Raw genomic sequence first — 24496 nt, forward strand, 5'->3', positions numbered from 1 at the left:
GCGCGGGCAAGTCCACCCTCGGCAAGCTGCCGGGCCCGGCGCGGCGACGTGCGGGCCTCGCTGCTGGCCCTGCTCAAGGAGCGGCCGATGCACGGCTACGAGATGATCGCCGAGATCGCCGAGCGGACCAACGGGGCCTGGCGGCCCAGCCCCGGCTCGATCTACCCGAACCTCCAGCTGCTGGAGGAGGAGGGCCTGATCACGGCGGAGGAGGTCGGCGGCAAGCGGCTGGTCTCGCTCACCGAGCGGGGGCGCGCCGAGGCCGAGGCCGGCCCGGCGGAGCCGTGGGCCGAGGCCGGCCGGGAGGTCGACTGGGAGGCCGTCCAGGAGGTCGGCCAGGCGCTCGTCGCGGTCGAGCAGGCGGTCCAGCAGGTCATGCGCACCGGCACCGAGGCGCAGCGCGCCAAGGGCCTGGCGGTGCTGACCGAGGCCCGCAAGAAGCTGTACCTCGTCCTCGCCGAGGATGACTGACCGGTGCGGGGGCCGGTCCCGGCGCAGGCCGGTGGCCCGGGCGGTGCCGCCGCTCAGGGGCGGACCAGGAACAGGCCCACGCAGGCGAGCAGCAGCACCGCCCAGCCGAACCAGAGCCAGCCGTCGGGCCCGATCGTGACGCTGTAGAGGCAGACCACCAGCAGCAGGGCACCCGTCACCCAGGCGACCTGCCGATTGTGGTGGGCGGCAGCCCGCGCGCGGCTCCTGCCGTGCCGTTCGGGGTGCGGAACCGTCCTGGCCATGCCGACCTCCCGGGGAGGGCGAAGGGGGAACGGGCGGCCGGTCAGTCCGCGGGTCCGGTGGGGCCGGCCGGCTCCGTCGGTCCGGTCGCCTCCGCGGACCCGGTGGGCCCGGCGCCGGTGGAGGCCGCCTCGTCGTACTCGTAGCGCCAGAACCAGCTGAGCCCCCGCACCTGCTTGCTCCGGACGTACACCAGTGTGCGCGCGGGGGAGTCGCCCTGCGCGGGGACCGGGACCTTGTACTTCTTGGGCACGCCCAGCATCGGCCCCAGCGGGATCGGCAGGACCGTCCCGTCCAGGGGCCCGCCGACGAATTCGGTGTCCGCGCTCTTCACCCCTCCAGGGTCTCACCTCCACGGGGTGGCCACGCCGGGAGCACCCGGGAGCGGAGGCACGGTGACGGCCGGGTGCCCGGAGTGTGGCCCGCGTGGCCGGGGTGTGACCGGAGAGGCACCGCCCCCGGTCATCCGCAGGCCCCGCGCACCCCTATCCTTTCCTGTACGCCCCCGGGGTCCACCCCGGGTCAGCGGGCCCCGTACGGGCCGGGCGAGGCGCGAGTCAGTGTGCCCTCCGGCCGTCACCGGCGCGGACAGCGTGCTGCCGCGACAGGCGTACCGAGACCCGGGCGTCGGCCGTCCGGTGACCCCGGCCGCGGTCGGCGGGGCGCGGACAGCAGGGCCGAGCACCGCCCCGGGAAGCAGCGGGGGATGCCGCGCGTTGCGTCCGAGTGGTACGTCGAACGCTGTGTCGCACCAGGCACGGCAGTTGCGCGGAAGGGGCACGATGGAAGCCGGCAGCAGGTGGACGACCTGGTGGCAGAAGCGTGACCGTGAGCGGGCCCGCCCGGGAGGCGCGGACCCGGCCGCCAGACTGGAACAGCTGCTCGGCGCCGTGCGCGCCGGATTCCCGCTCGCACCCGCCGCCCACCCGGCCGGCTACCGCTGTTCCTGCGACCGGGTGGCCTGTCCGGCCCCGGCCCGGCACCCGGTCTCCTTCGCCTGGCAGACCCAGGCCACCACCGACCCCGAGCAGCTCTCCCGCTGGCTCTCCCGCGACCCCCAGGCCAACTTCGTCACCGCCACCGGCCGGGTGCACGACGTCCTGGACGTCCCCGCCGAGGCCGGCCGGCTCGCCCTGGAGCGGCTGACCGCGCTGGGCGTCGAGGGCCCGGTCGCCGCCGTCGGCGAGGACCGCTACCTCTTCTTCACCGCCACCCGCGGCACCCCCCAGGACGAGGACGAGTGGTGGGACAGTGCCCTCGACTCCACCCCGGACACCGTGTCCGAGCACCCCGGCCTGCGCTGGCACTGCCGCGGCTCGTACACCCTGCTCCCGCCCGCCGCGCTGCCGGACGGCTCCGAGGTGCGGTGGCTGCGCGGGCCCGAACTGCCGCTGCCGGACCCGCTGCGCGTCCTGGACGTGCTCACCGACGCCTGCACCGAGGTGGGCGCCGTCGCCGAGGAGCAGTGGCTGATCGGCTGATCCGGCGCCCACCGGGTGGCACGGCTACGGCAGGGTGAGGATCTCCGCGCCGTCCGCCGTGACCACCAGGGTGTGCTCGAACTGGGCGGTGCGCTTGCGGTCCTTGGTGACGACCGTCCAGCCGTCCGGCCAGATCTCGTAGTCGTAGGTGCCCAGGGTGAGCATCGGCTCGATGGTGAACGTCATGCCGGGCTTGATGACCTCGGTGGCCCGCTCGCTGTCGTAGTGCGGGACGATCAGGCCGGAGTGGAACGACGTGTTGATGCCGTGTCCGGTGAAGTCCCGCACCACGCCGTAGTCGAAGCGCTTGGCGTAGGACTCGATGACCCGTCCGATGACGTTGATCTGACGGCCCGGCTTGACCGCCTTGATCGCCCGGTTCAGCGACTCCCGGGTGCGTTCGACCAGCAGCCGGGACTCCTCGTCCACGTCGCCGACCAGGTAGGTGGCGTTGAGGTCGCCGTGCACGCCGTGGATGTAGGCGGTGGCGTCGATGTTGACGATGTCGCCGTCCTGCAGCACGGTCGAGTCCGGGATGCCGTGGCAGATCACCTCGTTGACGGAGGTGCAGACGGACTTGGGGAAGCCGCGGTACCCGAGGTCGGACGGGTAGGCGTCGTGGTCGCACATGTACGCGTGGGCGACGGCGTCCAGCGCGTCGGTGGTGACGCCGGGGGCGATCAGCTTCGCCGCCTCTTCCATGGCCCGGGCCGCGATCCCGCCCGCGATCCGCATCTTCTCGATCGTCTCGGCGGTCTGCACCTCGGGCCCGGTGTACGGCGTCGGGGCGGGCTTCCCGACGTACTCGGGGCGCGCGATGTGCGCCGGGACCTTGCGGGTGGGGGACTGGATGCCGGGTACGAGAGCCATGCCGGCGAGTCTAGTCGCCGCCCCCGCCGCCACCCGGCGGTTCCCGCGCGGTGTGCACGGCGGCCCCGCCCGGGGAATGATCGGTACCGACCCCCATGTCTGGACGGGAGAACGCGATGCCCCTCGGATTCCACCGCAAGCCGACCGGCCGACCCGGCGAATGGTTCTACTGCATCAAGCACGCCAAGGTCGAGGAGGGCCCCGAGTGCCCCGCGAAGGACCGCCTCGGCCCCTACGCCACCCGCGAGGAGGCCGCCCACGCCCTGGACATCGCGAACGAACGCAACCGCGAGTGGCAGAACGACCCGCGCTGGGACGACCGCCCCAAGGACGGCGGGGCGCAATAGCCCGGCCGCTCCGGGGCGGTCAGGCCGGGGCGGGGGTGTCGAGGGCGTTGCGTTCGTGTTCGGCGCGGACGGCGGCGGTGTGCGGGTCGGTGCGGTCGTCGTAGGCGAGCAGGCGGGGGAGGGCGGCGGCGAGGGCGAGGACGCCGGCGACGCAGGCCAGGCCCCCGGTCCAGACGGCGGCGCGGACGCCGATCAGGCCGGCCATGGTGCCGGCCCGGACCTGGCCGAGCTGGGGCCCGACGGAGTAGCTGAGCAGCTCGACGCCGGCCATCCGGCCGCGTACCTCGTCCGGGATGGACTGGTTCCACATGGTGGAGCGGGCGATCCCGCTGATCTCGTCCGCGCCACCGGCCAGGGCCAGCCCGAGCAGTACCACCCAGACGCTGCCGGACAGTCCGGCCAGCGTCATGGCCGCGCCCCAGCCGACCGCGGCGGCCACCAGCAGCCGTCCGTGCCGGTGCACCCGGGACGTCCAGCCGCTGGTCGCACCGACCAGCAGGCCGCCGACGGCGGCGGCGGCGTACATCGGGCCGAGCGCCCAGTCCGCGCCCAAGTCCGAGGCCAGGAACGGGAAGACGGCCACCGGGAAGGCGAACAGCATGGCGCACAGGTCGATCGCGTAGGTGCCGAGCAGGTCCTTGCGGCTCCACGCGTACCGCACGCCGGTGAGCACCGCCCGGATCGACGGGCGCTCGGCGCCGGTGGCCGGCGGCACCGCCCTGATCCGGACGAGCAGCAGCAGCGAGACCGCGAAGGTCAGCACGTCCAGCGCGTACGCGGTCTGCACCCCGGACACCGCCACCACGACACCGGCCAGCGCCGGACCGGCCACCGAAGCGACGTTGTGGTAGAGCGACTTGAGGGCGAAGGCGGCCGACAGGTGCTGGTGCGCGACCACCCGCGGCAGCAGCGAGTCCAGCGCCGGGCGCTGGAGCCCGTCGCAGGCCGCGACCAGGGCGGCGACCAGGTAGATCGGCCAGAGCACCGGGTGCGGCAGCAGGGCGTTGAGCAGCAGCAGCCCGGCGAGCAGCCCGAGCGCGGCCTCGGAGCGCAGCACCAGCCTGCGGCGGTCCAGGGCGTCGGCGAGGGCGCCGCCCCAGAGGCCGAAGACGATCAGCGGAACGAGTTCGACGGCGCCGATCAGGCCCACCGCGAAGGAGGAGTCGGTGAGTTCCTTGATCTGCATCGGAACGGCGACGTACGTCAGGAAGCTGCCGAAGCTGGTGACGCAGCCGCTCGTCCACAGGTAGCGGAAGTCGCGGGAGGCGCGCCAGGGGGACAGGTCGGGCGCCAGCGAGCGCAGCAGGGCGCGCGCCCGACTGACGGGCGGTGGTTCGTCGTCGTTCACGAACGACCATCCTCGGACGGTCGGTTCCCGGCCCGCAACGGATTTATCACCAGCGCGTGAACGCCGGCGGTGAGGTGAGCCGGCCGGCGAGGTCGGCCAGCCGGTCCAGGGCGGAGCGGCGGCCGACCGGCTGTCCTGCGGCGGCACTGACCAGGTGCTGCGCCAGGTCGAAGGGCTCCTCGGCGGCGGTGCCGACGGCGAGCCGCTCGTGCGCGAGACCCGCGAGGTCGGCGAGACCCGCGCGGTCGGCGAGGGCGGTGGGACCGGCCGGGGTGGTGGGGTCGGCGCCCTCCAGGGCCAGGACGGTCGCGCCCTGCCGGCGGGCGTCCTGCACCCGCTCCAGCAGCGGGGCACCGGCCGCGCCGGGGGCCACCACCAGCACGGTGGCGCCGCGCCCGGCCTCGGCGAGCCGCCGCAGACCGTGCGCCAGGTGGGCCGGGGCGGCGGCGGGCGGTGCGTGCCGCAGCAGGGTGGGCGCCAGCCGGGGGACGGCCGACCAGGCGGCCTCGTCCTCCAGGTGGGCGGCCAGGTGCCAGGGCTCGTACGCCTCGGTGCCGACCAGCAGCAGCGCACCGGCCCCGCGCCGGTCCACCGAACGCCGCAGCGCACCGGCGAAGCCGCCGACCGCCTCCAACCAGCCGGTGCCCGTGAGTCGTTCACGAAGTGCCGAAACTCTCACTGCGTCCATGCGGGCCAGGATGTCGCGCCGGGCCCGCGGTTTGGGAAGATCGGCCCATGACTTCCCTCGATTCAGCGACAAACCCGGCCCACGAGCTGCCGGACGTCTCGCAGTTGGTGGTCGGTGTCCTCGGCGGCACCGGCGACCAGGGACGCGGCCTGGCCCTGCGGCTGGCCAAGGCCGGCCAGCAGGTGATCATCGGCTCCCGCGACGCCGCCCGGGCCGAGGCCTCGGCCGCCGAGCTGGGCCTCGGCGTGCGCGGTGCCGACAACGCCACCGTCGCCCGGGAGAGCGACGTGGTGATCATCGCGGTCCCGTGGGACGGCCACGCCGCCACCCTGACCGCGCTGCGCGAGGACCTCGCCGGAAAGATCGTCGTCGACTGCGTCAACCCGCTCGGCTTCGACAAGCAGGGCGCCTACGCGCTCAAGCCGGAGGAGGGCAGCGCCGCCCAGCAGGCCGCCGCCCTGCTGCCGGACTCCCGGGTCACCGCAGCCTTCCACCACCTCTCGGCGGTGCTGCTCCAGGACGAGTCGGTGGAGCGGATCGACACCGACGTCATGGTGCTCGGCGACGAGCGGGCCGCCACCGACGTCGTGCAGGCCCTGGCGGGCCGGATCCCCGGCATGCGCGGCGTCTTCGCGGGCCGGCTGCGCAACGCCCACCAGGTGGAGGCGCTGGTGGCGAACCTGATCTCGGTCAACCGCCGCTACAAGGCCCACGCGGGCCTGCGGATCACCGACGTGTAGCAGTCGGAGGTTCGTGTCGACCTCACCCCTGGACCCGCTCCGGAGGTGAGGTCGGCGACAATGGGTGGCGGCCGACCCCGGCCGTCCGCACCCGGTCCTAGGAGCTCCGCGCCATGCCTCGCACGTCCCTCTTCGCCCTGCTCGTCGTCGTCCTCGCGCTGGCGGCCGCCGTGGTCTCGATGGTCGAGGGCTTCTGGATCGGGCTGATCTGGCTCCCGCTGGCCGGTGTGGCGAGCAACGTGCTGTGGCTGAACCGGCGCAAGGCGAAGATCGCCGAGGCGGCGGCCGAGCAGGGCTGAGCGGCCGCCGACCTCACCAGCGCCCCCGGGGCGCTCAGCTCTCCCAGAAGCGGAACAGCAGCTGCCCGTAGGCCGCGAAGTTGTCGTCCGTCACGCCGAACAGGTGCATCACCGCGAACACGGCGTCGAAGAGCAGGCTCCGCACCTGGGGCTGCCACATCAGGGCGAACACCGCGAGCAGCCCGTACGGCGCGAACGGCTCCACCGCGCGCCGGGTCTTGTACGACAGCCAGGGCTCGACGATGCCGTAGCCGTCCAGGCCGGGGATCGGCAGCAGGTTGAGGATCGCGGCGCTGACCTGGAGCAGGCCGAGGAAGGCGAAAGCGCAGGCCAGCGGGGTGTAGCGCCACGGCCAGTCGACGCCGTGCCACTCCATCGAGAAGCCCGGGTTGTCCAGCCACCCGGCGCCGACCGGGATCAGCAGGGCCGCCCCGATCACCAGGTTCACCAGCGGCCCGGCCGCCGAGATCAGGCTGTGCTTGAGCCGGCCCTGGATCCGGCTGCGCTCGATCCAGACCGAGCCGCCGGGCAGGCCGATGCCGCCGAGGATCACGAAGATGATCGGCAGCACGAAGCTGAGCAGGATGTTGGCGTACTTCAGCGGGTTGAGCGTGAGGTAGCCCTTGGCGCCGACGGTGATGTCGCCGCCGTGCAGGGCGGTGCGGGCGTGGGCGTACTCGTGCAGGCAGAGCGAGACCATCCAGCCCGAGACCACGAACAGGAACACCCCGAACGAGGCGTTGCCGTAGCCGGAGTACACCGCCCAGGCGGAGGTGCCCAGGGTGGCGAGGAGCACCCAGAACACCGGACTGATCCGGCGGTCCTCGCTGCGGGAGCGCGGCGTGGCGGCGAAGGTCATCTGTGGGTGCTCCGTGGACAGAGGGAAGGGGGATACCGGCTGGGACCGATCATGCCGGGCGGGCCGGTGGCCGGACAAGCCGCCCAGGGTGAACGTCCGAGGGGAGGCGTCCGGTTCCGACGCGCCCCGGGGCCGGGGAGGGGACGGCACAATTGTGCGGCCGCGCCGCCGTCCATCGACCAGAATGGTCCGGTGCACTACGGCATCCTCGGTACCACCACGGCCCACCACGACGACGGCACGCCGGTCCCGCTCGGCGGGGCCCGGCTGCGGGCGCTGCTCACCGCGCTGGCCCTGCGGCAGGGCCGGCCGGTCCCGGCCGACCTGCTGGTGGACGAGGTGTGGGACGCCGAGCCACCGCAGGACTCCTCCGCGGCCCTGCAGACCCTGGTCGGCCGGCTGCGCCGCACCATCGGCCGGGAGCGGGTCGGCTCCGGGCCGGCCGGGTACTGGCTGGCCGAGCCGGCCACCGACCTCGCCGACTTCCAGCGGCTGAGCACCGAGGGCCGGCACGCCCTCGACGCCGGTGACAGCGCGCTGGCCGCCGAGCGGCTGCGCGCCGCCCTGGCGCTGTGGCGCGGTCCCGCGCTCGCCGATCTGCCCGACCGCGCCGCCGCGGCCGCCCGGCTGGAGGCCCAGCGGGACGAGGCCCGCCGGCACCGGATAACCGCGGACCTCGGCCTGGGCCGGGCCGCCGAGCTGGTCGCCGAACTGGCCGAGCTCTGCGAACGGCAGCCGCTGGACGAGCCCTTGCAGCTGCTGATGCTGCGGGCGCTGCACGGGAGCGGCCGTACCGCCGAGGCGCTGCGCCACTACGAGCGCACCCGGCGCGCCCTGGCGGACGAGCTCGGCGTCGACCCCGGCCGTCAACTCCGGGACTACTACGCCGAGTTGCTCAGCTCGGCCGAGCCGACCCCGACCCCGGCAGCGCCCCCGGTCGCCGCCCCGGTCCGACCGCACGAGCCGCAGCTCCTGGCCCCGGCGCCCCAACTCCCGCGCGCCACCGGGAACCTGCGCGGCCGGCTGACCAGCTTCGTCGGCCGGGAGGGCGATCTCACCGCCCTGCGCGGCCTGGTGGCGACGAGCCGGCTGGTCACCCTGACCGGTCCGGGCGGCTCCGGCAAGACCCGGCTGTCGGTCGAGGCCGGTCGCGCCGAACAGTCCGCCGGGCACTGGCCGGACGGCGTCTGGCTGGCCGAACTCGCCCCGCTGGAGAGCCCGGAGGCCGTTCCGGCCGCCGTGGTCTCCGCGCTCGGGATGCGCGAGATCGTGCTGCACGCCAGCAGCATGGTCGCCGAGGTGATGGAGAAGCGCGCCCAGGACCCGGTGCGCCGGCTGGTCGAGTACTGCGGCCAGCGCCGGATGCTGCTGGTCCTGGACAACTGTGAGCACCTGATCCAGGCCGCCGCCGATCTGGTGGACACGCTGCTCGCCGAGTGCCCCGGGCTGACCGTGGTCGCCACCAGCCGTGAGCCGCTCGGCGTCCCCGGGGAGACCGTCGTGCCGGTCGAGCCGCTGCCCGACCCGGTGGCGCTGCGGCTGCTCACCGAGCGGGCGGCGGCCGCCCGTCCGGGCTTCGACCCGCAGAGCGACCCGGAGGCCTGCGCCGAGATCTGCCGTCGGCTGGACGGCCTGCCGCTGGCCATCGAACTGGCCGCCGCCCGGCTGCGGGTGATGACGGCCCGGCAGATCGCCGACCGCCTGGACGGCCGCTTCGCCCTGCTCACGGCCGGCAGCCGCACCCTGCTGCCGCGCCAGCAGACGCTGCGCGCGGTGGTCGACTGGAGCTGGGAGCTGCTGGGCAAGCGGGAGCGGGCGGTGCTGCGCCGGCTCTCGGTGTTCGCGGGCGGCTGGCAGCTGGAGGACGCCGAGCCGATCTGCGCCGACGGCACCGAGGTGGTCGCCGTGGAGGTCGCCGACCTGCTGCTCTCCCTGGTCGACAAGTCCCTGCTGGTGGCCGATCTGGCCGACGACGGCGTCCAGCCGCGCTACCGGATGCTGGAGACCATCCACGAGTACGCCACCGAGCGGCTCGCCGAGTCCGCCGCCGAGCGCGACGCCACCGGCGCCCGCCACCTGGCGCACTTCCGCGCGCTGGTCGCCACCGCCGACCAGAACATCCACGGCCCGCGGCAGCTGCACTGGCTGACGGTGCTGGACCGGGAGCAGGACAACATCCGGGCGGCGTTGCGCCGGGCGATCGACCTCGCGGACGAGCAGCAGGCGCTGGTCATCGCCGTCGGCCTGGGCTGGTACTGGTCGCTGCGCGGCTACAGCCTGGAGGCCCGCGGCTGGTACACCGCGATCGCCGCGCTCGGCCCGGACCCGTTCGGCCCGGACGCCCCGGCGCCGGTGCCGCTGGAGCACAACGTGCTCTCGTACGACCTGCCGATGCCCGACGGGGTGGTCGAGGAGGCCCGCCGGCTGGTCGCGATGTTCCTGCTGCTCGGGATGTTCGAGGGGAACCTGGACATCCTGGGCGACGCCGGTGCGGTCCGGACGGCGGAGCGGCTGTTGGACACCTACACCACCGAGCTGCCGCAGGCCTACCGGTTCCCGGCGCTGATGCGGGTGTTCGCGGCCTTCCTGGCCGGCCGCCTGGAGCTGATGAAGAGCCTGCTGGACGACGCGGTCCGGGGCTGCGAGCTGTACGGCGACCCGTACGACCTGGCGTTCGCCCTCCAGGTCCGGGCCAGGATGCTGAACGACTGGCCGGACGGCGAGGAGCAGGGCGTCCGGGACGGTCTGCGCGCCCTGGAGCTGTTCGAGGAGGCCGGTGACCTCTGGGGGGTGTCCCAGGCGCTGGCGGTGCGCGGTGAGTCGCTGGCCATCCGGGGTGACTCCCGGGGCGCCGCCGACGCGTACGAGCGGGCGATCCGGCTGGCCGAGGAGCTGGGCGCGCCGCACGAGGTGCCGATGCTGCGGGTGAGCCTGGGCAGCGCCCTGCTGGAGCAGGACACGGAGCGCGGGGAGCGGATCGTCCGGGAGGCGCTGGCCGCCATCGACGGCACGGGCCTCAACGAGTCCACCACCGGTGCCCTGCTGATCGGCCACCTGACGCTCAGCGGCCTCCACGCCCAGCGCGGCGACTTCCAGCAGGCCCTGGACGGGCTGGACGCGCTGGAGGGGGTCGGCATGGGCGGCTTCATGCCGGGTGTCGTGGGCGGGCTGCTGGTCAGCACCCGGGGCTGGATCACGGCTCGGGCCGGGGATCCGGACGCGGGGCTCGCCCTGCTGTGCGAGGGTCGTCGGATGCTCCTCTCGGTGACCATGGCGGCCGGTTTCGCCGAGCAGATGACGGTCATGGTGGTGCCGGCCGTGATCGGCGTGCTGCGCTCCTTCGCGGAGCGGGACGGCGACCTGGAGCGGGCCCGGCGGGCGGTGGTGCTGCTCGGCGCGCACAAGGGGCTGAACGGTCCCAAGGGCGGCTACCTGGACAAGGTGGAGCGGGAGCGGTCGTCCGCCGCCCTGCGGGGGCTGCTGGGCGACGCCGCGTACGAGGCGGCGTACGCCGTGGGCGAGGCGATGGCTCCGGAGCAGACCCAGGCGATGCTGTCCGAGCTGCTCGCCTGAGACGCCCGGAGGGCGGTCGCCCGGTGCCCGTCCCCTGGTCACCGGCCGACCGCCCGTTCGTCCCGGGCGGCGTCCTGTCCACGGTCGCCGCCCGGCCCTCGTCCCCGGCCCGCTCAGGTCCGCTTGCGGAAGCGGGCCACCGCGAGCGGGGCGAAGATCGCGGTCGAGGCGGCGGACCAGATCAGCACGATCATCACCGGGTGGGCCACCGCCCCCTCCCCGTTGAGCAGCGCACGGGAGGCGTCGGCCAGTGCGGACAGCGGGTTGACCTTGGTGAAGGCCTGGAGCCAGCCCGGCATGGTGCTGGTCGGGGCGAAGATCGAGCTGCCGAACTGCATCGGCATCAGGACCAGCATGGAGACGCCCTGGACGGCCTGGGCGCTCTTCATCGACATGCCCAGCAGCATCGAGATCCAGACGATCGACATGCCGAACACCAGCGACAGGCCGACCGCGGCCAGCAGCTCCGGAACGCCGGTCCTGAGCTCGAAGCCGAGGATGAAGGCGAAGGTCAGCAGGATCAGCGAGGAGAGCAGGGCTCGCAGCGTCTCCGCCACGATCTTGGAGAGCAGGACGGAGGCCCGGCCGATCGGCAGGGTCCGGAAGCGGTCCATCACCCCGCTCTGGAAGTCGGTGTTCAGGCCGGTGCCGACGGCCAGCGCCAGCGTCATGCCGGTCTGTCCGAGCAGTCCGGGGATCATGAACTGCTTGTACTTGTCCTGGTCGCCGCCCATCATGGCGCCGCCGAAGACGTAGACGAACAGCACGGTGAAGACGATCGGCATCAGCACGGCGTCGAACATCGACTCCGGGTCGGCCTTGATCCGCATCAGGTTGCGGCGGGTCAGTGCGCCGATGTGGCGCAGGGTGGCGGCCGGGCCGATCCGGGTCTCGTCGGCCGCCGGGTCCCGGAGCGCGGCGGGGGTGAGGGTGGCGGTGGTCATGCGACGGGCTCCTTGACGAGGGCGTCGGCGGCCGCGGCGGTCGCGTCGGCGGCGGGCTTGCCGGTGATGGCGAGGAAGACCTCGTCCAGGCTGGGGACCTTGGTGTCGATGCCGGCGATCGCGAAGCCGCGGCCGCCGAGCACCCCGATCACGGCGGTGAGCTGCTCCTCGCCGGTGAGCGGCACCGCGAGCAGGCCGTCGTCGGGGGAGAAGGTGGCGGAGGCGACGCCGTTCTCGTGCAGGCAGCGGGCCATCTCCGGCAGTTCGGCCGGGTGGGCGGGGCGGACCTGGAGGATCTGGCCGCCGACCTTGGCCTTGAGCTCGGCGACGCCGCCGGCGGCGATCACCTTGCCCCGGTCGATGACGGTCAGCTCGTCGGCGAGCTGCTCGGCCTCCTCCATGTACTGGGTGGTCAGCAGCACGGTGCTGCCCTCGGCGACCATCCGCTGCACCTCGTCCCAGACCTCGTTGCGGGTGCGCGGGTCCAGGCCGGTGGTGGGCTCGTCCAGGTAGAGCACCCGGGGGCGGCCCATCATGCTGGCGGCCAGGTCGAGGCGCCGGCGCATGCCGCCGGAGTAGGTCTTGGCGATCCGCTTGGCGGCGTCGGTGAGCGAGAAGCGCTCCAGCAGCTCGGCGGCCCGGGCCTTGGCCTCCCGGCTGGGGAGGTCGAGCAGCCGGCCGATCAGGTAGAGGTTCTCGTAGCCGGAGAGCAGCTCGTCCACGGAGGCGTACTGGCCGGTCAGGCCGATGGTGCGACGCAGTTGCTTGGGCTGGCGCAGGACGTCGTAGCCGCCGACGAACGCGCTGCCGGCGTCCGGCTTGATCAGCGTGGAGAGGACCCGCACCAGGGTGGTCTTGCCGGCGCCGTTGGGGCCGAGCAGGGCGAGGACGGTGCCTTCGCGGACGGTGAGGTCGACGCCGTCGAGGGCCTTGGTGGTGCCGAAGTGCTTGACGATGCCGTGGACCTCGACGGCGTTCCCGGCTGTTCCCCGCGTGTTCGGGGCGGTCGCGATTCCTGTCATGCCCCCAGGTTGCCCGCCCCGGCTGTCAGCCCCCTGTCGCCCGCCCGCCCCGGCTGTCAGCCCGCTGTCACGGCCCTCGGCGGCATGACAGCGCCCCTGCTCCGAGCGGCTCGGAGCAGGGGCGGGGGAGCCGTCCGTCAGTGGAAGCTGTGCTCCGCGGCCGGGAAGGCCCCGGTGCGGACCTCCTCGGCGAACTCGCGGGCGGCGTCGCCGAGGACGCCGCGCAGGTTCGCGTACTTCTTGACGAACTTGGGCACCCGGCCCGCGGTCATGCCGGCCATGTCGGTCCAGACCAGCACCTGGGCGTCGGTCTCCGGGCCGCCGCCGATGCCGACGGTGGGGATCGCCAGCTGCTCGGTGACCTGGGCGGCCAGCTCGGCCGGGACGGCCTCCAGCACCACGGAGAAGGCGCCGGACTGCTGGACGGCCTTGGCGTCGCGGAGCAGCTGGTGGGCTGCCTCGTCGCCGCGGCCCTGGACGGGGTAGCCGCCGAGGGCGTGCACCGACTGCGGGGTGAGGCCGATGTGGGCCATCACCGGGACGCCGGCCTCGACCAGCAGCTCGATGGAGCGGGCGCTGCGCTCGCCGCCCTCCAGCTTGACCGCGCCGACCCCGGCCTCCTTCATCAGCCGGGCCGCGTTGTGCATGGCCTGGGCGGGCGACTCCTGGTAGGAGCCGAACGGCAGGTCGGCGACGATCATGGCGCGCTGGGTGCCGCGGACGACGGCGGCGGAGAGCATCACCATCTGATCCATGGTCACCGGCACGGTGGTCTCGTAGCCGAGGTGGCAGTTGCCGGCCGAGTCGCCGACGAGCAGGACGGGGATCCCGGCCTCGTCGAACACGCCCGCGGTGAGGGCGTCGTAGGCGGTGAGCATCGCCCACTTCTCGCCGCGCTGCTTGGCGGTGGCGAGGTCGCGGACGGTGACGCGGCGGTTGGTGACCCCGCCGTAGAGGCCGGCGGTCGACGCCTGGTTCTGGGCAGGCGAAGGCGAAGAAGCGTTCATCGAACGGACTCCTGAAGGGTTGTCGTCTCGTGGCGCCGTACGGCGTCCCCGGATCACCTCCATGCTTGCACGCCCCGGCGTGAGCGCAAAGAGGGGTGCGGTCGGCAGGGTGCGATCCACGCCACACCGGCCCCTCGCGTCCCTCGGGCTTTGCTTCCATTTTACGAAACGGACTCGTCTCGTATCGTATTGGCCGCTACTCTGGTCCAGGGGGTTACGAGACGCAAGCGGCTCGCAAATGCCCGCCAGTGCCACGCCAACACGGACGGGAAGACCAATGACCACCGCAGCCGCGCCACCCCGCGTGCCGGAAGCCATCCACCGCCGGCGCTGGGCGATCCTGGGCACCCTGGTGCTCGCCCTGCTCGTCGTCGTGCTCGACAACTCGATCCTCAACGTCGCGATGAAGACCATCGCGACCCCCGCCCCGGTCGGACTGGGCGCCACCCAGAGCGACCTGGAATGGGCGATCAACTCGTACACCCTGGTGTTCGCCGGGCTGCTCTTCACCTCGGGCCTGCTCGGCGACCGCTTCGGCCGCAAGCGCGCCCTGCTCGGCGGCATGGTGGTCTTCGGGATCGCCTCGCTGCTGTCCTCGATGGCCGCCTCGCCCGGCGAGCTGATCGGCTACCGCGCCCTGATGGGCGTCGGCGGCGCCCTCGCGATGCCCGCCACGCTGGCGATCATCATGAACGTCTTCGAGCGCGAGGAGCAGCCCAAGGCGATCGGCATCTGGGCCGGCGCGGTCGGCCTGGCCATCGCCATCGGCCCGATCACCGGCGGCGTGCTGATCGAGCACTTCTGGTGGGGCTCGGTCTTCCTGGTCAACGTGCCGATCGTGATCGTCGCGCTGATCGCGATGGCCGTCCTGGTCCCCGAGTCCAAGGACCCGAACCCGGGCCGGATGGACCCGGTCGGCGTGCTGCTGTCGGTCATCGGCCTGGTCGCGCTGATCTACGGCATCATCAAGGGCGGCGAGCTGGCCGACTTCACCGCGTTCGCGGCCTGGGGCCCGACCCTGCTGGGCGTGCTCGCGCTGGCCGCCTTCGTCTGGTTCGAGCGCCGCACGCAGTTCCCCGCGCTGGACGTCACCTGGTTCCGCAACAAGGTGTTCAGCGCCTCGGTGGTGGTCGTCGCGGTGATCTTCTTCGCGCTGATGGGCGTCTCCTTCTTCGGCGTCTTCTACACCCAGAGCGTGCGCGGCTACAGCGCCCTCCAGGCCGGCGTGCTGATGCTCCCGCTGGCCGCCGCCCAGCTGCTGTTCGCCCCCCGGGCCCGGCTGGTGGTCGACCGCCTCGGCGTCGCCGCCACGGCCGCGGGCGGCATGGTGCTGGTCGCGCTCGGCTTCCTCGGCTACACCGTGCTGACCGCGACGACCCCGATCTGGGTGCTGGTCGTGCTCGGCCTGGTGATGGGCGCCGGGATGGCCCACGTCATGCCGCCGGTCACCGTCGCGATCATGGGCTCGCTGCCCCGCGAGAAGGCCGGCGCCGGCTCGGCCGTCAACAACACCTTCCGCCAGGTCGGCGGCTCGCTCGGGGTCGCCGTGCTCGGCGCGGTGCTCTCCACCGTCTACCGCGACGGGATGACCGGCCCGCTGCACCAGCTGCCCCAGGCCGTGCAGGAGAAGGCCGGGGCCAACCTGGACCGGGCCGCCGAGTCGCTGGAGTCCACCCGGGCCTTCGTCGAGCACGTCCCCGGCGGCCTGGCCGACGGGCTGATCGGCCCGGCGAACGACGCCTTCATCCACGCCATGCACGTGGTGGCCTCGCTCTCGGTCGGCATCTCGCTGGTCGGCGCGCTGGTCGCCTGGTTCCTCCTCCCGCGCCGCACCGCCGCCCCCGCGGGTGTCCCCGGCGGTCCGGGCGGGCAGGTTCCCGGGCAGCAGGACCAGCCCCGGGCGGCCGCGGCCGCCTGACCTGCGGACGGCTGAGCGACAATGGCCCTGCCGGTCGGTGCCCCCGACCGGCAGGGCCCAGGTCCTGGACGGGGTCGCCCGGCCCGGACCGACGGACCCACCGCGGCGCCCGCGCGCCCGGGACCAGCGAGCGAGAGGCAGCGGGGATGAGGACGGACACGCCGAGCGCCGACACCGGGCAGGCCTGCGCGGCGGTACGCCGCGGCCGGCCCCGCAGCGAGGCCGCCGAGCAGGCCATCTTCACCGCCGTCGAGGACCTGATGGCCGACGGCAAGGCGCTGTCCGAACTCACCATCGAGGGCATCGCCACCGCCGCCGGCGTCGGCAAGGCGACCATCTACCGGCGCTGGCCCAACAAGGAGGCCCTGCTGGTCGACCTGGTCAGCCGGCTGGAGGAGCCGATCCCGGCCCCCACCGGCGCCGGCGCCCGCGAGGACCTGATCGCGATGGTCGACTACATCCGCCGGCGGGGCCTGGCCAAGCGCACCCGCTGGGTGCTCAAGGCGACGCTCGGCCAGATGCAGGCCCTGCCGGAGCTGCACAACGCCTACCGGGAGCGGGTGATCAAGCCGCGCCGCGAGGTCGGGATCCTCGCGATCCGGCGGGCCGTCGCCGAGGGCCTGATCCGCGACGACCTCGACGTGGAGCTGCTCGGCGACCTGCTGATGGGGCCGATCCTCTACCGCAGCGTCCTCTCGGACGACACCGACCTGGAGGACCCGGACCTGTCCCGCCAGCTGGTCGACTCCGTGCTCGACGGCATCGCGCGGCGCTGAGGTTCACTCCTTCGTGTCCGACGTGGCCTGGCTCACCAAAGCGGGCCACGCCGGAACCCGCTCCCGGGGCCGCACGTCTGTCCCGGCATAGGCTGAGCCGGGTCACCGATCAAACCGGCACCAGTCCGGCACCGCGCCCGTACCCCCACGGACCGGACGACGGACCGGCGACGGCACGAGCGACGGGAGCCACGGCATGGCGCAGGCGGACAGCACCGAACGGACCACGTCCCGTGGCGGTGCGGGCGCGGACGCCGGCCGCAGCGGCGGCTTCCTCGGCCTGCGGCACTGGGGCCGGGACGCCCGCGGCAGCGGCACCTGGCGGCGCGGACTGCTGATCGCCCTGCTGGCCCTGCTCACCGCCGTGCTGCTGGGCTTCCACGCCCGGGTGCCGAACAGCGTCGGCAACCTCGGCAGCCTGCTGGAGACCTTCCTGCCCTGGGTGGGGCTGGCGGTCCCGGTGCTGCTGGTGCCCGCGCTGCTGCGCCGCTCCGCCACCGCCCTGATCGCCCTGCTGGTGCCCGCCGTGCTGTGGGTCAACCTGTTCGGCGGGCTGCTGTCCGACAAGAGCGGCGGCAAGGGCGACTGGACGGTGGTCAGCCACAACGTCGCCGCGGGCAACACCGACGTGCCGGGCACCATCCGCGGCCTGGTGGCCTCGAACGCCCAGATCGTCGCCCTCCAGGAGCTGGCCGGCAGCCAGCTGCGGGAGTACGAGACCGGGCTCGCCGCGGCGTACCCGTACCACTCCGTGGAGGGGACGGTCGGGCTCTGGTCGAAGTACCCGATCGACGGGGTCACCCCGGTGGACCTGAGGATGGGCTGGACCAGGGCGTTCCGGGCCCAGGTCACCACCCCGCAGGGCCCGCTCGCGGTGTACGTCGCCCACCTGCCGTCCGTCCGGCTCAAGGCCGAGGGCGGGTTCACCGTCCACCAGCGGGACATCAGCGCCCAGGCGCTCGGCGACGCCGTGCAGGCCGAGCCGGTGAAGAAGGTCCTGCTGCTCGGCGACCTCAACGGCACCATGAACGACCGCAGCCTGGCGCCGGTCACCTCGCAGATGCGCTCGGCCCAGGGCGCGGCCGGGGACGGCTTCGGGTTCAGCTGGCCCGCGGCGTTCCCGATGGCGCGGATCGACCAGATCATGAGCAAGGGCGGGCTCCGGCCGGTGGACTCCCGCACCCTGCCCCGGGACGGCAGCGACCACCTCGCGGTGGCCGCCGCCTTCACCTACAACTAGGGCGTGTCAGACACGCCCTAGCCGCCCGGTCAGCCGCGCCGCCAGCGGTTGGTGATCGGCAGCCGGCGGTCGCGGCCGAAGTTCTTCACCGAGGTCTTCGGGCCCGGCGGGTACTGGCGCCGCTTGTACTCGGCGGTGTCGACCAGCCGGACCACCCGGTCCACCACGGCCGGGTCGAAGCCCGCCGCGACGATCGCGTCCCGGCCCTCGTCGCCCTCGATGTAGCGCTCCAGCACGCTGTCCAGCAGGTCGTAGTCGGGCAGCGAGTCGGCGTCCACCTGGTCCGGCCGCAGTTCGGCGGACGGCGGCTTGCTGATGGTGTTCTCCGGGATCGGCGGCACCTCGCCGCGCCGCTCGGCCTCCTCGTTGCGCCAGCGGGCGAGGCGGAAGACCAGTGACTTGTAGACGTCCTTGATCGGGCCGTAGGCGCCGACCGAGTCGCCGTACAGGGTGGAGTAGCCGACCGCCAGCTCGCTCTTGTTGCCGGGCGCGAGCACGATGTGCCCCTCCTGGTTGGAGATCGCCATCAGCAGGGTGCCGCGCAGCCGGGACTGGAGGTTCTCCTCGGCCAGGCCGGTCAGCTCGGTGGCGCCCAGGTAGGCGTCGAACATCGGGGCGATGGAGACGGTCCGGAAGTGCAGCCCGGTGCGGCGGGCCAGTTCGGCCGCGTCGTCCCGGGAGTGCTGGGAGGAGTAGCGGCTGGGCATCGAGACGCAGTGCACGTGGTCGGCGCCGAGCGCGTCCACCGCGATCGCGGCCACCAGGGCCGAGTCGATGCCGCCGGAGAGGCCGATCAGTACCGAGCGGAAGCCGTTCTTGACCACGTACGCCCGGGTGCCGGAGACCAGCGCGGCCCAGATCTCGGCCTCGTCGGACAGCCGGGGCGCGATGTCGGCGGCGGGCCGGCCGGCGGGCACCGGGGCCGGCTCGTCGCTCAGTTCGGTGCGGACCAGGTGCAGCCCGTCGCTGAGCAGCAGGCCGTCGGTGTGGTCGCTGCCGGCGGCCGGCAGGTCGAGGTCCAGCAGCACCAGGTGTTCCTCGAACTGCGGTGCGCGGGCCAGGACTTCGCCGTCCGCGCCGACCACGATCGAGTCGCCGTCGAAGACCAGCTCGTCCTGGCCGCCGACCATGTTGACGTACGCCAGGGTGCAGCCCGCCTCGGCGGCGCGGCGCTGCACCAGCTCCAGCCGCTGGTCGTCCTTGTTCCGTTCGTACGGCGAGCCGTTGACGACCAGCAGCAGGCCGGCCCCGGCCTCGCGGGCGGCGGTGACCCGGCCGCCGTCCTGCCAGATGTCCTCGCAGATCGCCAGGGCGACGTCCACCCCGTGCAGCCGCAGCACCGGCAGCTGGTCGCCGGGGACGAACCAGCGGTACTCGTCGAACACGCCGTAGTTGGGCAGGTGGTGCTTGGCGAAGCGGGTGAGCACCTCGCCCCGGTGCAGCACCGCGGCGCAGTTCTGCGGCGACCCGGCGGGGCGGTTGAAGCGCGGCGAGGGGTGGTCGGAGCGCCCGAGGTAGCCGACCACCACCGGCACCTCGCCCAGCCCGTCGTCGGCCAGCCGGCCGGCCAGCTCCACCAGGGCGCCGCGCGAGGCCTCGACGAAGGAGCCGCGCAGTGCGAGGTCCTCGACCGGGTAGCCGGTCAGGGCCATCTCGGGGAACGCGACCAGCTGGGCACCGGCCTCCACGGCCTGCTTGGTCCAGCGCACCACCTCTTCGCTGTTGCGGGCGAGGTCACCGACCCAGGGGTCGATCTGGCTCAGGGCGAGACGGAGATTGGGCATGGTCCGAAGTCTAATCGTCTAACTGACGCAATGTCCCGTGGGGACGACTCCTCGGGGGTCGGCCCTGCCGTGTCGCGCGGGGATCGGCCATGATGGGGGCAACCGCTCGACGAGGTCTTCCGGGTGCCTCCCGGGCGTAACACGAGCGTAAAGAGCAGAGGTGAGACTGTCCCCATGGGCAAGCAGCAGCAGTTCGTGCTTCGGACGCTCGAGGAGCGTGACATCCGGTTCGTCCGGCTGTGGTTCACCGATGTTCTCGGGTTCCTCAAGTCGGTGGCGGTGGCGCCGGCCGAGTTGGAGCAGGCCTTCGAGGAGGGCATCGGTTTCGACGGCTCGGCGATCGAGGGATTCGCCCGGGTGTACGAATCCGACATGATCGCCAAGCCGGATCCGACCACCTTCCAGATCCTGCCGTGGCGCTCGGAGACCCCGGGCACCGCGCGGATGTTCTGCGACATCCTGATGCCGGACGGCTCGCCCTCCTACGCCGACCCCAGGTTCGTGCTCAAGCGCACCCTGGAGAAGGCCTCCGACCAGGGCTTCACCTTCTACACCCACCCCGAGATCGAGTTCTTCCTGTTGAAGAACCTGCCCGGTGACGGCACCGCGCCGATCCCGGCCGACCAGTCCGGCTACTTCGACCACACCCCGCGCGGGGTGGGCCACGACTTCCGCCGACAGGCCATCACCATGCTGGAGTCGATGGGCATCTCGGTGGAGTTCTCGCACCACGAGGGCGCCCCCGGCCAGCAGGAGATCGACCTGCGCTACGCCGACGCGCTGTCCACCGCCGACAACATCATGACCTTCCGCCTGGTCATGAAGGAGGTCGCGCTGGAGCAGGGCGTGCACGCGAGCTTCATGCCCAAGCCGTTCTCCGAGCACCCCGGCAGCGGCATGCACACCCACCTCTCGCTCTTCGAGGGCGACCGCAACGCCTTCCACGAGTCCGGCGCCGAGTACCAGCTCTCCAAGGTCGGCCGCTCGTTCATCGCCGGCCTGCTGCGGCACGCCGCCGAGACGGCCGCCGTCACCAACCAGTGGGTGAACTCCTACAAGCGGATCTGGGGCGGCTCCCAGCGCACCGCCGGCGCCGGCGGCGAGGCCCCCTCGTACATCTGCTGGGGCCACAACAACCGCTCGGCGCTGATCCGGGTGCCGATGTACAAGCCGGGCAAGCAGGGCTCCACCCGGATCGAGGTCCGCTCCCTGGACACCGGCTGCAACCCGTACCTCGCCTACGCCGTGACCCTCGCGGCCGGCCTCAAGGGCATCGAGGAGGGTTACGAGCTCCCGCCCGGCGCCGACGACGACGTGTGGGCGCTGACCGACTCCGAGCGCCGCGCCCTCGGCATCCAGCCGATGCCGCAGAACCTCGGCGAGGCCATCGACCTGATGCAGCGCAGCGAGCTGGTCGCCGAGACCCTGGGCGAGCACGTCTTCGACTTCTTCCTGCGCAACAAGCGCCAGGAGTGGGAGGAGTACCGCTCCGAGGTGACCCCGTTCGAGCTGCGGAAGAACCTCCAGGTGCTCTGAGCAGGCGCTCCGAGCACCTGCGGTGAGCTGCGGCTCCGACCTCTTCCGGCCCCGCCGTCGCCCGCCCGGGCCGTGGCGGGGCCGTCGTCACGGGGGCGGTCCGCCCGGTGGTCACGCCCGGCGCGGGGCCGCCGGTGAGCGTAACCTGCCTGCGGGGGCGGGCCCCCTTGGCGGACGGGATGGAGGGGCCGATGGCGGTGGAGGAACAGCGGGCCGGGAGCCGGGTCAGCCGGCCCGAGATCAGGCTGGTCCGGCGCGGGTTCACCGATCCCGCGAAGGCGGTGCGGCTGCTGGACGGCCCCGGGCTGGAGGGCCTGGCCGACGACCCGGTGGTGCTGGACGCGCTCGGCGCCACCGCCGACCCCGACCTCGCGCTGCTGGGCCTGGCCCGGCTGGTGGAGGCCGCCGACGAGGCCGAGCGGCACACCCTGCGGGACACCCTCACCACCTCCAAGCCGCTGCGCGACCGGCTGCTCGGCGTGCTCGGCGTCTCCACCGCGCTCGCCGACCACCTGGCCCGGCACCCGCACGACTGGCACGCGCTGGTCACCTTCGAACTGCGCGACATGCACCCCGGTCCGGCGGACTTCCGCCGCGCCCTCGCCGAGGGCGTCGGGGGCGCGGGCCGCAGCCCCGAGAACGCCCTGCGGATCGCCTACCGGCGCTGCCTGCTGGCCATCGCCGCCCGCGACCTCACCGGCACCACCGACCTCGCCCAGACCGCCGCCGAACTCGCCGACCTGGCCGGCGCCACCCTCCAGACCGCCCTGGACCTCGCCGCCGAGCAGGACCCGGAGGCCGCCGCGGCCTGCCGGCTCGCGGTGATCGGGATGGGCAAGTGCGGCGGCCGCGAACTCAACTACGTCTCCGACGTGGACGTCATCTTCGTCGCCGAGCCGCGCGAGGGCGTGGACGAGCACGCGGCCGTCAAGGCCGCCACCCGGCTGGCCGCCGCGCTCACCCGGCTCTGCTCGGACACCACCGGCGAGGGCACCATCTGGCCGGTGGACGCCAACCTGCGCCCGGAGGGCCGCAACGGCCCGCTGGTGCGCACCCTGGCCAGCCACCTCGCCTACTACCAGCGGTGGGCCAAGACCTGGGAGTTCCAGGCCCTGCTCAAGGCCCGCCCGGTCGCCGGGGACGCCGAGCTCGGCGCCGCGTACGTCGAGGCGCTCGCCCCGATGGTCTGGCAGGCCGCCGCCCGGGAGAACTTCGTCACCGACGTCCAGCAGATGCGCCGCCGGGTGATCGACTCCATCCCGGCCCCCGAGGTCGACCGCCAGCTCAAGCTCGGCCCGGGCGGGCTGCGCGACGTCGAGTTCTCCGTCCAGCTGCTCCAGCTGGTGCACGGCCGCACCGACCCGGCGCTGCGCAGCGGCAACACCCTGGAGGCGCTGGCCGCGCTCTCCCGCGGCGGGTACGTCGGCCGGGCGGACGCCGCCTCGCTGGACACCGCGTACCGCTTCCTGCGCTCGCTGGAGCACCGCATCCAGTTGCACCGGCTGCGCCGCACCCACCTGATGCCCACCGCCGAGGCGGACCAGCGCCGGCTCGCCCGCTCGCTCGCCGCGCTGATCAACGACGACACCCGCTCCGACCCGGTGGCCGCGCTGCAGCGCGAGTGGAAGCGGCACGCGGTGGAGGTGCGGCGGCTGCACGAGAAGCTGTTCTACCGGCCGCTGCTCGACGCCGTCGCCGAACTGCCGCCCGGCGCGGCCGGGTTGACCCCGGAGGCGGCCCGGGCCCGGCTGGAGGCGCTCGGCTACACCGACCCGGCCGCCGCGCTGCGGCACATCAGCGCGCTCGCCTCCGGGGTCAGCCGCAAGGCCGCGATCCAGCGCACCCTGCTGCCGGTGCTGCTCGGCTGGTTCGCCGAGTCGGCCGACCCGGACGCCGGACTGCTCAACTTCCGCCAGGTCTCCGACGCGCTCGGCCGCACCCCCTGGTACCTGCGGCTGCTGCGGGACGAGAGCGCCGCCGCCGAGCAGCTCGCCCGGGTGCTGTCGGCCGGCCGGCTCGCCCCCGACCTGCTGCTGCGCGCCCCCGAGGCGGTGGCCATGCTGGGCGACCCGCAGGGCCCGGTGCCGCGCGGCCGGGCGGCGCTCCAGTCGGAGATACTGGCCGCCGTCGGCCGGGCCGGGTCCGCCGCCGCCGCTGTTGCCGCCGCCCGCTCGGTGCGCCGCCGGGAGCTGTTCCGGACGGCCGCCGCGGACGTGCTGGGCCGGCTCGGCGACGACCCGGCCGAGGCGCTGGACGTCGCGGGGGAGGCGCTGACCGCGCTCAACGCCGCCACCCTCCAGGGCGCGCTGCGCGCCTGCGTGGCCGGCTGGGAGGCCGAGCACGGGGACCTGCCGACCCGGATCGCGGTGATCGCGATGGGCCGCTTCGGCGGGCACGAGCTGGGCTACGGCTCGGACGCGGACGTGCTCTTCGTCCACGAGCCGCTGCTCGGCTCGCTGGAGCAGGACGCGGCCCGGGCGGCCCAGGCGGTCTGCAACGAGCTGCGCACCCTGCTGGCCGCGCCGTCCACCGAGCCGCCGCTGCTGGTCGACGCCGACCTGCGGCCGGAGGGGCGCAGCGGCCCGCTGGTGCGCACCCTGGCCTCGTACGCGGCGTACTACCGGCGCTGGTCGCACGCCTGGGAGAGCCAGGCGCTGCTGCGGGCCGAGCCGGTGGCCGGGGACGAGGAGCTGGGCGCGCGGTTCCGGCAGCTGATCGACCCGCTGCGCTACCCGGGGACCGGGGTGCCGGAGCGGGACCTGGTGGAGATCCGCCGGATCAAGGCGCGGATCGAGGCCGAGCGGCTGCCGCGCGGTGCCGACCCGACCACCCACACCAAGATCGGCCGGGGCGGGCTGGCGGACGTGGAGTGGACGGTGCAGCTGCTCCAGCTCCAGCACGGGCACGAGGTGCCGGGCCTGCGGACCACCCGGACCAGGGCCGCCCTGGCGGCGGCGGTCGGGGCCGGGCTGGTGGAGCCGGCCGACGCGGAGGTGCTGGAGGCGGCGTGGGTGCTGGCCTCCCGGGTGCGCTCCGCGGTGATGCTGGTGCGCGGGCGGCCGGGGGACAGCTTCCCCGGGGAGGCCCGGGAGCTGGCCGGGGTGGCCCGCTACCTCGGGTACGGCGCCGGGCACAGCGGGGAGCTGGTGGACGACTACCGGCGCACCACCCGGCGGGCCCGGGCGGTGGTGGACCGGCTGTTCTACGGGTCGGCCTGAGTCCGACCGGAGCGCGGGAGCCGACCGGAGCGCGCGAGGCCGGTCGGGAGGGGTCGGCGGGTACGCGAAAGGGGCCCCTGGATCAGGGGCCCCTCCTGGTGGCTCGTCCCTCGT

General features: G+C 73.8%; 21 protein-coding genes. 11 read left to right on the forward strand and 10 right to left on the reverse strand.

Annotation, left to right across the window (positions count from 1 at the left end; translation table 11 throughout):
• Positions 1-471: PadR family transcriptional regulator (locus ACFXPX_RS31905; protein ID WP_380644233.1), on the forward strand; the 471-nt coding region annotated here is incomplete at its 5' end.
• A gap of 53 nt (positions 472-524) precedes the next feature.
• On the opposite strand, the gene ACFXPX_RS31910 is transcribed toward ACFXPX_RS31905, so the two are convergent.
• Both ACFXPX_RS31910 and ACFXPX_RS31915 read right to left on the reverse strand, forming a co-directional pair.
• Entirely contained in the window at positions 525-734 is a 210-nt protein-coding gene (locus tag ACFXPX_RS31910) for a hypothetical protein (protein WP_375887998.1), read from the reverse strand.
• Positions 735-775: 41 nt separating this feature from the next.
• Positions 776-1066 (reverse strand): hypothetical protein, encoded by a 291-nt coding sequence (locus ACFXPX_RS31915; protein ID WP_380592570.1) that lies wholly within the window; start codon positions 1064-1066, stop codon positions 776-778.
• Between the two features lie 448 nt (positions 1067-1514).
• Here ACFXPX_RS31915 and ACFXPX_RS31920 point away from each other — a divergent pair, with 448 nt between their 5' ends.
• Complete coding sequence (locus ACFXPX_RS31920) at positions 1515-2213, forward strand: bifunctional DNA primase/polymerase (protein WP_375888002.1); 699 nt, start codon at positions 1515-1517, stop codon at positions 2211-2213.
• A gap of 24 nt (positions 2214-2237) precedes the next feature.
• Here the strand turns inward: ACFXPX_RS31920 and map are convergent, their stop codons facing one another.
• Positions 2238-3083, reverse strand: a complete 846-nt coding sequence (gene map, locus ACFXPX_RS31925) for a type I methionyl aminopeptidase (RefSeq protein WP_375888004.1) — start codon at positions 3081-3083, stop codon at positions 2238-2240.
• 116 nt (positions 3084-3199) lie between these two features.
• On the opposite strand from map, the gene ACFXPX_RS31930 reads away from it, so the two are divergent.
• Entirely contained in the window at positions 3200-3430 is a 231-nt protein-coding gene (locus tag ACFXPX_RS31930) for a hypothetical protein (RefSeq protein ID WP_375888007.1), read from the forward strand.
• Between the two features lie 19 nt (positions 3431-3449).
• On the opposite strand, the gene ACFXPX_RS31935 is transcribed toward ACFXPX_RS31930, so the two are convergent.
• Both ACFXPX_RS31935 and ACFXPX_RS31940 read right to left on the reverse strand, forming a co-directional pair.
• On the reverse strand, positions 3450-4778 hold the full coding sequence (locus ACFXPX_RS31935; RefSeq protein ID WP_380592568.1) for an MFS transporter: 1329 nt from the start codon (positions 4776-4778) through the stop codon (positions 3450-3452).
• Between the two features lie 46 nt (positions 4779-4824).
• Positions 4825-5466, reverse strand: coding sequence for a hypothetical protein (locus ACFXPX_RS31940; RefSeq protein WP_380527383.1), 642 nt, complete (start codon positions 5464-5466; stop codon positions 4825-4827).
• 47 nt (positions 5467-5513) lie between these two features.
• On the opposite strand from ACFXPX_RS31940, the gene npdG reads away from it, so the two are divergent.
• Positions 5514-6206, forward strand: coding sequence for an NADPH-dependent F420 reductase (gene npdG, locus ACFXPX_RS31945; RefSeq protein ID WP_375892651.1), 693 nt, complete (start codon positions 5514-5516; stop codon positions 6204-6206).
• Between the two features lie 113 nt (positions 6207-6319).
• A complete protein-coding gene (locus tag ACFXPX_RS31950; protein WP_375892649.1) occupies positions 6320-6505 on the forward strand; it encodes a hypothetical protein in 186 nt (61 codons plus the stop codon).
• A gap of 34 nt (positions 6506-6539) precedes the next feature.
• Here ACFXPX_RS31950 and ACFXPX_RS31955 read toward each other — a convergent pair whose 3' ends face one another.
• Entirely contained in the window at positions 6540-7364 is an 825-nt protein-coding gene (locus tag ACFXPX_RS31955; RefSeq protein WP_380527385.1) for a site-2 protease family protein, read from the reverse strand.
• 192 nt (positions 7365-7556) lie between these two features.
• Between ACFXPX_RS31955 and ACFXPX_RS31960 the strand changes: the two genes are divergently transcribed.
• On the forward strand, positions 7557-10937 hold the full coding sequence (locus tag ACFXPX_RS31960) for a BTAD domain-containing putative transcriptional regulator (protein ID WP_380527388.1): 3381 nt from the start codon (positions 7557-7559) through the stop codon (positions 10935-10937).
• 113 nt (positions 10938-11050) lie between these two features.
• Here ACFXPX_RS31960 and ACFXPX_RS31965 read toward each other — a convergent pair whose 3' ends face one another.
• The 3 genes from ACFXPX_RS31965 to panB all read right to left on the reverse strand — a co-directional run bounded on the left by ACFXPX_RS31965 (position 11051) and on the right by panB (position 13910).
• Positions 11051-11881, reverse strand: a complete 831-nt coding sequence (locus ACFXPX_RS31965) for an ABC transporter permease (RefSeq protein WP_380527390.1) — start codon at positions 11879-11881, stop codon at positions 11051-11053.
• Positions 11878-12903 (reverse strand): ATP-binding cassette domain-containing protein, encoded by a 1026-nt coding sequence (locus ACFXPX_RS31970; RefSeq protein WP_375892642.1) that lies wholly within the window; start codon positions 12901-12903, stop codon positions 11878-11880. Before ACFXPX_RS31970 ends, ACFXPX_RS31965 begins: the two co-directional genes overlap by 4 nt.
• 137 nt (positions 12904-13040) lie before the next feature.
• Entirely contained in the window at positions 13041-13910 is an 870-nt protein-coding gene (gene panB / locus ACFXPX_RS31975) for a 3-methyl-2-oxobutanoate hydroxymethyltransferase (RefSeq protein WP_375892640.1), read from the reverse strand.
• A 277-nt stretch (positions 13911-14187) separates the two neighbouring features.
• Between panB and ACFXPX_RS31980 the strand changes: the two genes are divergently transcribed.
• From ACFXPX_RS31980 to ACFXPX_RS31990, 3 genes are all read left to right on the forward strand, one after another.
• Positions 14188-15828, forward strand: a complete 1641-nt coding sequence (locus ACFXPX_RS31980) for an MFS transporter (protein ID WP_380592562.1) — start codon at positions 14188-14190, stop codon at positions 15826-15828.
• A gap of 146 nt (positions 15829-15974) precedes the next feature.
• Positions 15975-16604 carry a TetR/AcrR family transcriptional regulator gene (locus ACFXPX_RS31985; protein ID WP_375892637.1) on the forward strand — a complete coding sequence of 210 codons (630 nt, stop codon included), beginning with the start codon at positions 15975-15977 and terminating at the stop codon, positions 16602-16604.
• A gap of 196 nt (positions 16605-16800) precedes the next feature.
• Positions 16801-17844, forward strand: a complete 1044-nt coding sequence (locus tag ACFXPX_RS31990) for an endonuclease/exonuclease/phosphatase family protein (protein WP_375892635.1) — start codon at positions 16801-16803, stop codon at positions 17842-17844.
• 29 nt (positions 17845-17873) lie between these two features.
• Here the strand turns inward: ACFXPX_RS31990 and ACFXPX_RS31995 are convergent, their stop codons facing one another.
• Positions 17874-19628: an NAD+ synthase gene (locus tag ACFXPX_RS31995; RefSeq protein WP_380527398.1), complete on the reverse strand. Its 1755-nt coding sequence runs from the start codon at positions 19626-19628 to the stop codon at positions 17874-17876.
• Positions 19629-19802: 174 nt separating this feature from the next.
• On the opposite strand from ACFXPX_RS31995, the gene glnA reads away from it, so the two are divergent.
• Both glnA and ACFXPX_RS32005 read left to right on the forward strand, forming a co-directional pair.
• Positions 19803-21164: a type I glutamate--ammonia ligase gene (glnA, locus tag ACFXPX_RS32000; protein ID WP_375892633.1), complete on the forward strand. Its 1362-nt coding sequence runs from the start codon at positions 19803-19805 to the stop codon at positions 21162-21164.
• Between the two features lie 191 nt (positions 21165-21355).
• Positions 21356-24382, forward strand: a complete 3027-nt coding sequence (locus ACFXPX_RS32005; protein WP_380644234.1) for a bifunctional [glutamine synthetase] adenylyltransferase/[glutamine synthetase]-adenylyl-L-tyrosine phosphorylase — start codon at positions 21356-21358, stop codon at positions 24380-24382.
• Positions 24383-24496: the final 114 nt, after the last annotated feature.

Origin of the sequence: Kitasatospora sp. NPDC059146 (genome assembly GCF_042786665.1) — a bacterium.
Lineage (GTDB): Bacteria > Actinomycetota > Actinomycetes > Streptomycetales > Streptomycetaceae > Kitasatospora.

What these genes read in the sequence shown, in the direction of transcription:
- map (WP_375888004.1), bottom strand. Translation starts at nt 3,083, where the DNA reads ATGGCTCTCGTACCCGGCATCCAGTCCCCCACCCGCAAGGTCCCGGCG.
- ACFXPX_RS31930 (WP_375888007.1), top strand. Translation starts at nt 3,200, where the DNA reads ATGCCCCTCGGATTCCACCGCAAGCCGACCGGCCGACCCGGCGAATGG.
- ACFXPX_RS31995 (WP_380527398.1), bottom strand. Translation starts at nt 19,628, where the DNA reads ATGCCCAATCTCCGTCTCGCCCTGAGCCAGATCGACCCCTGGGTCGGT.
- glnA (WP_375892633.1), top strand. Translation starts at nt 19,803, where the DNA reads ATGGGCAAGCAGCAGCAGTTCGTGCTTCGGACGCTCGAGGAGCGTGAC.
- ACFXPX_RS32005 (WP_380644234.1), top strand. Translation starts at nt 21,356, where the DNA reads ATGGCGGTGGAGGAACAGCGGGCCGGGAGCCGGGTCAGCCGGCCCGAG.
- ACFXPX_RS31990 (WP_375892635.1), top strand. Translation starts at nt 16,801, where the DNA reads ATGGCGCAGGCGGACAGCACCGAACGGACCACGTCCCGTGGCGGTGCG.
- ACFXPX_RS31970 (WP_375892642.1), bottom strand. Translation starts at nt 12,903, where the DNA reads ATGACAGGAATCGCGACCGCCCCGAACACGCGGGGAACAGCCGGGAAC.
- ACFXPX_RS31985 (WP_375892637.1), top strand. Translation starts at nt 15,975, where the DNA reads ATGAGGACGGACACGCCGAGCGCCGACACCGGGCAGGCCTGCGCGGCG.
- ACFXPX_RS31980 (WP_380592562.1), top strand. Translation starts at nt 14,188, where the DNA reads ATGACCACCGCAGCCGCGCCACCCCGCGTGCCGGAAGCCATCCACCGC.
- ACFXPX_RS31940 (WP_380527383.1), bottom strand. Translation starts at nt 5,466, where the DNA reads ATGGACGCAGTGAGAGTTTCGGCACTTCGTGAACGACTCACGGGCACC.
- npdG (WP_375892651.1), top strand. Translation starts at nt 5,514, where the DNA reads ATGACTTCCCTCGATTCAGCGACAAACCCGGCCCACGAGCTGCCGGAC.
- panB (WP_375892640.1), bottom strand. Translation starts at nt 13,910, where the DNA reads ATGAACGCTTCTTCGCCTTCGCCTGCCCAGAACCAGGCGTCGACCGCC.
- ACFXPX_RS31965 (WP_380527390.1), bottom strand. Translation starts at nt 11,881, where the DNA reads ATGACCACCGCCACCCTCACCCCCGCCGCGCTCCGGGACCCGGCGGCC.
- ACFXPX_RS31910 (WP_375887998.1), bottom strand. Translation starts at nt 734, where the DNA reads ATGGCCAGGACGGTTCCGCACCCCGAACGGCACGGCAGGAGCCGCGCG.
- ACFXPX_RS31950 (WP_375892649.1), top strand. Translation starts at nt 6,320, where the DNA reads ATGCCTCGCACGTCCCTCTTCGCCCTGCTCGTCGTCGTCCTCGCGCTG.
- ACFXPX_RS31920 (WP_375888002.1), top strand. Translation starts at nt 1,515, where the DNA reads ATGGAAGCCGGCAGCAGGTGGACGACCTGGTGGCAGAAGCGTGACCGT.
- ACFXPX_RS31955 (WP_380527385.1), bottom strand. Translation starts at nt 7,364, where the DNA reads ATGACCTTCGCCGCCACGCCGCGCTCCCGCAGCGAGGACCGCCGGATC.